Annotated in this window: 5 protein-coding genes, 1 tRNA gene and 2 pseudogenes; 4 read left to right on the forward strand and 4 right to left on the reverse strand. The window is 53.2% G+C overall.

Annotation, left to right across the window (positions count from 1 at the left end):
• The first annotated feature begins 133 nt into the window (after positions 1-133).
• Positions 134-418, forward strand: a complete 285-nt coding sequence (gene rplY, locus ASF13_RS05610) for a 50S ribosomal protein L25 (RefSeq protein WP_056233438.1) — start codon at positions 134-136, stop codon at positions 416-418.
• Positions 419-550: 132 nt separating this feature from the next.
• Here rplY and yejK read toward each other — a convergent pair whose 3' ends face one another.
• Positions 551-1,555: a nucleoid-associated protein YejK gene (yejK, locus tag ASF13_RS05615; RefSeq protein ID WP_056233439.1), complete on the reverse strand. Its 1,005-nt coding sequence runs from the start codon at positions 1,553-1,555 to the stop codon at positions 551-553.
• Between the two features lie 155 nt (positions 1,556-1,710).
• Between yejK and ASF13_RS05620 the strand changes: the two genes are divergently transcribed.
• From ASF13_RS05620 to ASF13_RS05630, 3 genes are all read left to right on the forward strand, one after another.
• Positions 1,711-1,938: a YejL family protein gene (locus tag ASF13_RS05620; RefSeq protein ID WP_056233442.1), complete on the forward strand. Its 228-nt coding sequence runs from the start codon at positions 1,711-1,713 to the stop codon at positions 1,936-1,938.
• A 21-nt stretch (positions 1,939-1,959) separates the two neighbouring features.
• The gene (gene yejM, locus ASF13_RS05625; RefSeq protein ID WP_056233444.1) at positions 1,960-3,708 is read left to right on the forward strand and encodes an LPS biosynthesis-modulating metalloenzyme YejM; all 1,749 of its coding nucleotides are present in this window, start codon (positions 1,960-1,962) and stop codon (positions 3,706-3,708) included.
• 76 nt (positions 3,709-3,784) lie between these two features.
• Positions 3,785-3,861: transfer RNA gene (locus tag ASF13_RS05630), tRNA-Pro, on the forward strand.
• Positions 3,862-4,050: 189 nt separating this feature from the next.
• On the opposite strand, the pseudogene ASF13_RS24890 reads toward ASF13_RS05630, so the two are convergent.
• The 3 genes and pseudogenes from ASF13_RS24890 to ASF13_RS05640 all read right to left on the reverse strand — a co-directional run.
• Positions 4,051-4,158, reverse strand: a pseudogene (locus tag ASF13_RS24890) (DUF2345 domain-containing protein); the annotation flags it as partial.
• 186 nt (positions 4,159-4,344) lie between these two features.
• Complete coding sequence (locus tag ASF13_RS24640) at positions 4,345-4,989, reverse strand: hypothetical protein (RefSeq protein WP_162237179.1); 645 nt, start codon at positions 4,987-4,989, stop codon at positions 4,345-4,347.
• A gap of 82 nt (positions 4,990-5,071) precedes the next feature.
• Positions 5,072-6,000: pseudogene (locus tag ASF13_RS05640) on the reverse strand (M23 family peptidase); the annotation flags it as partial.

The following is a 6,000-nucleotide window of genomic DNA, read 5'->3' on the forward strand; positions in this document are numbered from 1 at the left end:
CTTTGCGGTTGTTATCTCGCGGCTATGCGGCTATAATGCCGCCCGCTTTTACCGGGATTTCCCGGCGAAAGTTGAACAATCAACCTGCTGATGGGTCGCCTTTAGCAGGAACAAAACTTAAAGAGATTTTAAAATGTTCACTATCAATGCTGAAGTACGTAAAGAGCAGGGTAAGGGTGCGAGCCGCCGTCTGCGTGTTGCTAACAAGTTCCCGGCTATCATCTACGGCGGTAACGAAGCAGCTGTTGCTATCGAACTGGACCACGACTCCGTAATGAACACCCAGGCTAAGCCAGGTTTCTACGAAGAAGTGCTGACTCTGGTTGTTGATGGCAAAGAAGTTAAAGTAAAAGTGCAGGCTGTTCAGCGTCACCCGTTCAAGCCAAAACTGCACCACATCGACTTCGTTCGCGCTTAATCGCCTGACCGAAACTGATGTAAAAGAAACGCCGCTCTGCGGCGTTTTTTTTTGCCGGCTGCTCACTGGCTTACCGTTCAGCGCCGCTCAGACCGCGCACCTGTTCGGCACGGCCTGAGCGGATAAGGCAGATTATTTACCGCTGGAGCGGCGCTGCAGCTGGTCGCGCAGGTTCGGCGGCGTGCCTTTGATGGTCAGGGTATCGGTGGCCGGGTCCCAGAAGATACGCTCGCCTAACAGCATCGCGTCAAAGTTCAGCGTCAGCCCGCCGCCGCTGCCGGCAAATTTGGTCAGCTGGCGCAGGGTGCTGCGATCGGCGGGGAAAGTCTCCTCCAGCTCGTAGCCCTGCTCGGCGGTAAAGGTCTGGAAGCTCTTCTCCCCCCACGGCGGCAGCTCGTCGGACAGCCCCTGCAGTTCGATCTCCTCCCCCGCCTTCAGCTGCTCGTTACAGTAGCTGTGGACCTGCTGACGGTAGTTCTGCCGCTCGTTCTTATCCAGGCTGACCTCGGCGCAGTAGTCATCGACCGCCTGCAGCAGGCCGCGGTTCTGCGCTTTGGTATCCAGCCCGACGCTGGCCCCGAGGAAATCCATAAAGAAATCGGCCACCTTGCGCCCGACGCGGCCGCGCAGGAAGGTCAGATAACGGGTCGACTGCGGATTGGTTTCCCACTCGGTGAGATCGACGCGCGCCACGATATCGGCATGGCTGATATCCAGATAGGCGGTGCTGCTGATGTCCAGCTCTTCGTTGACGCGCATGCTGTTCTGGCTGCTCAGCACCGCAATCAGCAGGTACTCCACCGCCAGATAGCGGTAGTGGCCAAACAGCACCACGCCGCCTTCGGCAAACGGGTATTTCCCCAGCTCATCGCGCAGGCGGGCGCTGGCGGCGCGGCTGAAGGCGAGAAAATCGTCCTCGCCCTTACGGCAGTTGCGCAGCGCATCGGCCAGCTCGCTCTCTTCATTAAACAGGCCGTAGGCTTTGCTCTTGGCGCTGTAGACCCGGTGCAGCTCGTCCATCATCTCGCTGACGGCGGCGGTGGACGGCAGCAGCGTGTCGCGCAGCACCAGTTCAAGGGTCTGTTCATCGCGTTTGATCAGCTGATGAAGGGCAATCTGGTCGATATCGACACTCATGGGAAACTCTCCTGTAGGCAAGGGCGCGTATTCAACCATCCCGCGCGATTACAATCAACCACCACAACATTACCTGTCGCTGACGATAAAAAAGCAGAAAAAAACCCGCTGTTACGCTAAGATACCGCCTTTTCCTTCTTAGTAAAATTGACGCTATGCCACAATCATCCCGTTACAGCGACGAACGCGTGGAACAACTCCTCGCAGAAATGGTACAGGTACTGGAGAAAGACCAGACCCCTACCGATCTTTCCCTGATGGTGCTGGGAAACATGGTCACTAACCTGATCAACACCAGCGTTGCGCCTGCGCTACGCCAAACCCTGGCCAACTCGTTTGCCGAGGCGCTTAAGTCCTCGGTGCGTGACGATAAAGCCCACTGATAAGACGACGCTGATCCTGATATGGTAACAAACAAGCAGCGCTACCGTGAAAAAGTCTCCCAGATGATCGGCTGGGGGCACTGGTTCGCCCTGTTTAACATCATCGTTGCCTTTATTCTCGGCAGCCGCTATCTGTTTGTTGCCGACTGGCCGGCCTCGCTGGCCGGGCGCATCTATGCGTTCACCAGCTGGATCGGCCATTTCAGCTTTATCGTCTTTGCCGCCTATCTGCTGGTTATCTTCCCGCTGACCTTTGTGGTGATGTCACAGCGGCTGCTGCGCTTCCTGTCGGCGATTTTTGCCACCGCTGGGCTGACGCTGCTGCTGGTCGACAGCGCGGTGTTTGAGCGCTTCCACCTGCACCTTAACCCGGTGGTGTGGGAGCTGGTGGTCAACCCCGACCAGAGCGAGCTGGCACGCGACTGGCAGCTGATGTTTATCAGCGTGCCGGTGATCTTCCTGGTGGAGATGCTGTTTGCCACCTGGAGCTGGCAGAAGCTGCGCAGCCTCAACCGCCGCAGCTTCGGCAAGCCGCTGGCCGGGGTGTTTATCACCGCCTTCTTTGCCAGCCACCTGATGTATATCTGGGCGGACGCCAACTTCTACCGCCCGATTACCATGCAGCGTTCTAACCTGCCGCTGTCGTACCCGATGACCGCCCGCCGGTTCCTCGAAAAACACGGCCTGCTGGACGCGCAGGAGTATCAGCGCCGGCTGGTGCAGCAGGGTAATCCGGAAGCGCTGTCGGTGGCCTACCCGCTCAGCGAGATCACCTACAGCGACAAGGGCAGCGGCAACAACCTGCTGCTGATCACCGTTGATGGCCTGAACGACGCCACCATGGCCAGCGCGCTGCCGAACCTGACGCGCTTTGCCGAAAACAACGTGCGTTTCAGCCAGCACTTCAGCTCCGGCAGCAACGATGACGCCGGGCTGTTCGGCTTGTTCTACGGCATCTCCCCCAGCTATATGGACGGCGTACTCTCGACGCGCATGTCGTCAACGCTGGTCAGCGCGCTCGGCCACCAGGGCTACCAGTTTGGCCTGTTTGCCAGCGACGGCTTTACCTCGCCGCTGTATCGTCAGGCGCTGCTGACCGACTTCTCGCTGCCGGCCGGCGGCGCGCAGCCTAATGCGGATACCACCCGCCAGTGGCAGAACTGGCTGGAAGGCCAGGCGAAAAACAGCGCGCCGTGGTTCTCTTATCTCTCCTTCTCCACACCGGAGGGAGCAGAGAACGATAAGCAGCAGGAGCGCCGCTACGCGCGCGGGGCGACGGCTGTCGATCAGCAGATTCAGGCGGTGCTGACCACCCTGGAACAGAAGGGCCTGCTGGCCAATACCGTGGTGGTGATCACCGCCCGCCACGGCGTGGTGCTGGACGGCGAAGCCAACCCGGGCAACCGCGCCACCCGGCAGGTGCCGCTGGTGGTGCACTGGCCGGATACTCCGGCGCAGACCGTCACCCGGCTGACCGAGCATCAGGATATTATGGCCACGCTGATGCAGCGCCTGCTGCACGTGAATACCGCGGTGTCCGACTACAGCCAGGGTGAAGACCTGTTCGCCGCGCGCCGCCGCCACGACTGGGTGGCCAGCAGCAACGGCCACCAGCTGGTGGTGACCACGCCGCAGGAAACCCTGCTGCTGGACAACAACGGCGGCTATGCGGCGTGGAACCGCGCCGGCGAACCGTTAAAAGACCATAAGCCGCAGCTGACCCTGCTGCTGCAGGTGTTAACGGACGAAAAGCGCTTTATCGCCAACTGACTGACTAAATATAAGCCAGTCAACGATTTAGCCCCTTGATTTCGCAGAACGGTTGAGTAATATGAGGGGCAGATTTCGGCACGTAGCGCAGCCTGGTAGCGCACCGTCATGGGGTGGCGGGGGTCGAGAGTTCGAATCTCTCCGTGCCGACCAAAACGTTTAAAAAAGCAGCCTGTTAAGGGCTGCTTTTTTTATGGTAAGAGATGCCAGCTCCATTTTTATCTCTCTTTTTTATTGACTAAAAATCACTCAAAGCTGTTAACGATAACAACATGAGGGGCAGCTATCTGCTCAGGGAGAACTGGCTTATCCTTCTTACGAAAAGGTAGTTGCCAAGGAAAAGATATTGATGTAGCTTCCGCCGCCGTTCAGCGTGATTCTCTTTCTCGCGATGATTTTTATTTCATCTTCCGTGCTGATAATGCCGATCTCTTTGCGCGCCAGCAGCGCCTTCTCTGCACGTATCGCGCCCCGACTGTGGCTGCGCAGCTCAAACCCTTACCACACTTGTGCCTTTCACTGACCACCACCTGACCGAGGTTCAGCAGATTTTTGCTGTCACGTTAAAGCATTAAAATGACATTTCCCCTGCATCAAAGATCGGTACACCACATCACGCCGGTTTAAAAAAACAGGCTACTTTTTGGGACGAATAAGTTTCCCACCTAATTCTTCAAGCGTGGCTTTACCGTCGAATAGCTTCTGACATCTATTCTTAATCTCATCGTCTCCGAGTGAAGCATCAAAGACTACCCTTTTGTTTTTCCTGATATCCCAGAGTCCGGGAAATGAATCTACAAAACAACTGAGATAAACAGGAGAAACATACTTGCCATCTAATGAAATTTTACCACCATACTGGTTATCGCCTACACCAAAAGGAATATCGCTATTTTTTCCACTAAAAAAACCCGGGCCTGATAGTAAGTTTTTATTACTGCCAAAGTTCGAAACTATAGCTGTATACGATAAAACCCTTACATCATTCAGTGCAACTAACAGAACCAGTCTTTTATCGAAATTTATATCGACAATGGTATCCAGCTTATCATCAGACTGCGGTATTTTATGAAGTTCTATACCATCTTCAGAACATCGAATAAGCTCATCGATTGACAAGTATTTATTAGTTGGGTAGATAAGCAACCCTTTTTCATCGTTGGTAATATCTATATACCCTCCGGTATTAAATCTGTCTTCCCAGTTTTTTATTTTACATAAGAAATCCCCCCTCCCGTTATCATTAACAACATGGATGATGGAGCGTTCTTTTTTATCCATATACATCATGAAATTACTATAATGAATGACATTATTAGCACTGGCAGAGTAGGATATAAAAAGCAGAGTGGAAAGTAACGATTTACACTTCATCACTGAGAATCTCCTTAGCAGTCTTGGTGGTTTTTTTTCTGTCTTTAATACCAATGGCACCTCCATTAATTGCTCTGGTAACACTATCAACAACGTCGTTATCATCCCGCGACGTAACTTGATCAGAATCCATCACTTTTAATGTTTTATTTTTGAAGCACACGATATAAAACGCACCGGTATCAATGCAGTTATAGGGGTTTTCCGTCACTTTTTGTGGATCATCTATCTGAGGGGGCCTTTTAACCATCCCGTGAATGTTTTTTCTCCGGTACTGAGGATCTGTCCACCATGAGGAATCAAAACTGCTTTTTGATAACCATCCTCGGTATACCCAGTAGCTGGAGTAGGTATCCAGCCCGGTAAGCATTTTAAACCCACGCCCGCGAAACTTCTGCGCATCCACATCTCCGCAGTTACCATTGCGCCAGCTGTAGGAACTGGCTATAAAACCCCCGCTTCGATTATATTTATCACCAGAGAAATAGACATCCATTTCGGAAGCTATCGCACCATACCAGTGACCGAGTTCATTTGATTCATTTTTTTTAGAGTCATCTATGGTATCTCCACCAAAGTGCCTCCCATTTTTTGTAAGCTGTATCTGACTGTTTTCCTGCATAGAGCATAAATAACCTGACTCGACAGCCCCCTGCCCCAGGAAATGGCTTGCTCTGTTGAAGCCGGTAATGTTGTACTTTCTCATGACTACATTTATTGAAAAAAGATATTCTTCCGACTTATGTTTTATTTTTTTGATTTCATCTTCGCGCCTGACACTTGTAGTCGACGTCATTATTCTCTCAATCACCTCACACTCCAGCCATCCACATTTCCTGAAATGTGCGATAAACCGCCTCGGGTCAAAATGCCAGACCCGGCCCGTTGGTATCTCTGCGCAGTTCTCCAGCGCCAGTG

Source organism: Erwinia sp. Leaf53 (assembly GCF_001422605.1).
Lineage (GTDB): Bacteria > Pseudomonadota > Gammaproteobacteria > Enterobacterales > Enterobacteriaceae > Erwinia.

Excerpts from the sequence above, each read along its gene's own strand:
- rplY (WP_056233438.1), top strand. The coding sequence starts at position 134 with ATGTTCACTATCAATGCTGAAGTACGTAAAGAGCAGGGTAAGGGTGCG.
- yejK (WP_056233439.1), bottom strand. The coding sequence starts at position 1,555 with ATGAGTGTCGATATCGACCAGATTGCCCTTCATCAGCTGATCAAACGC.
- ASF13_RS05620 (WP_056233442.1), top strand. The coding sequence starts at position 1,711 with ATGCCACAATCATCCCGTTACAGCGACGAACGCGTGGAACAACTCCTC.
- yejM (WP_056233444.1), top strand. The coding sequence starts at position 1,960 with ATGGTAACAAACAAGCAGCGCTACCGTGAAAAAGTCTCCCAGATGATC.
- ASF13_RS24640 (WP_162237179.1), bottom strand. The coding sequence starts at position 4,989 with ATGGATAAAAAAGAACGCTCCATCATCCATGTTGTTAATGATAACGGG.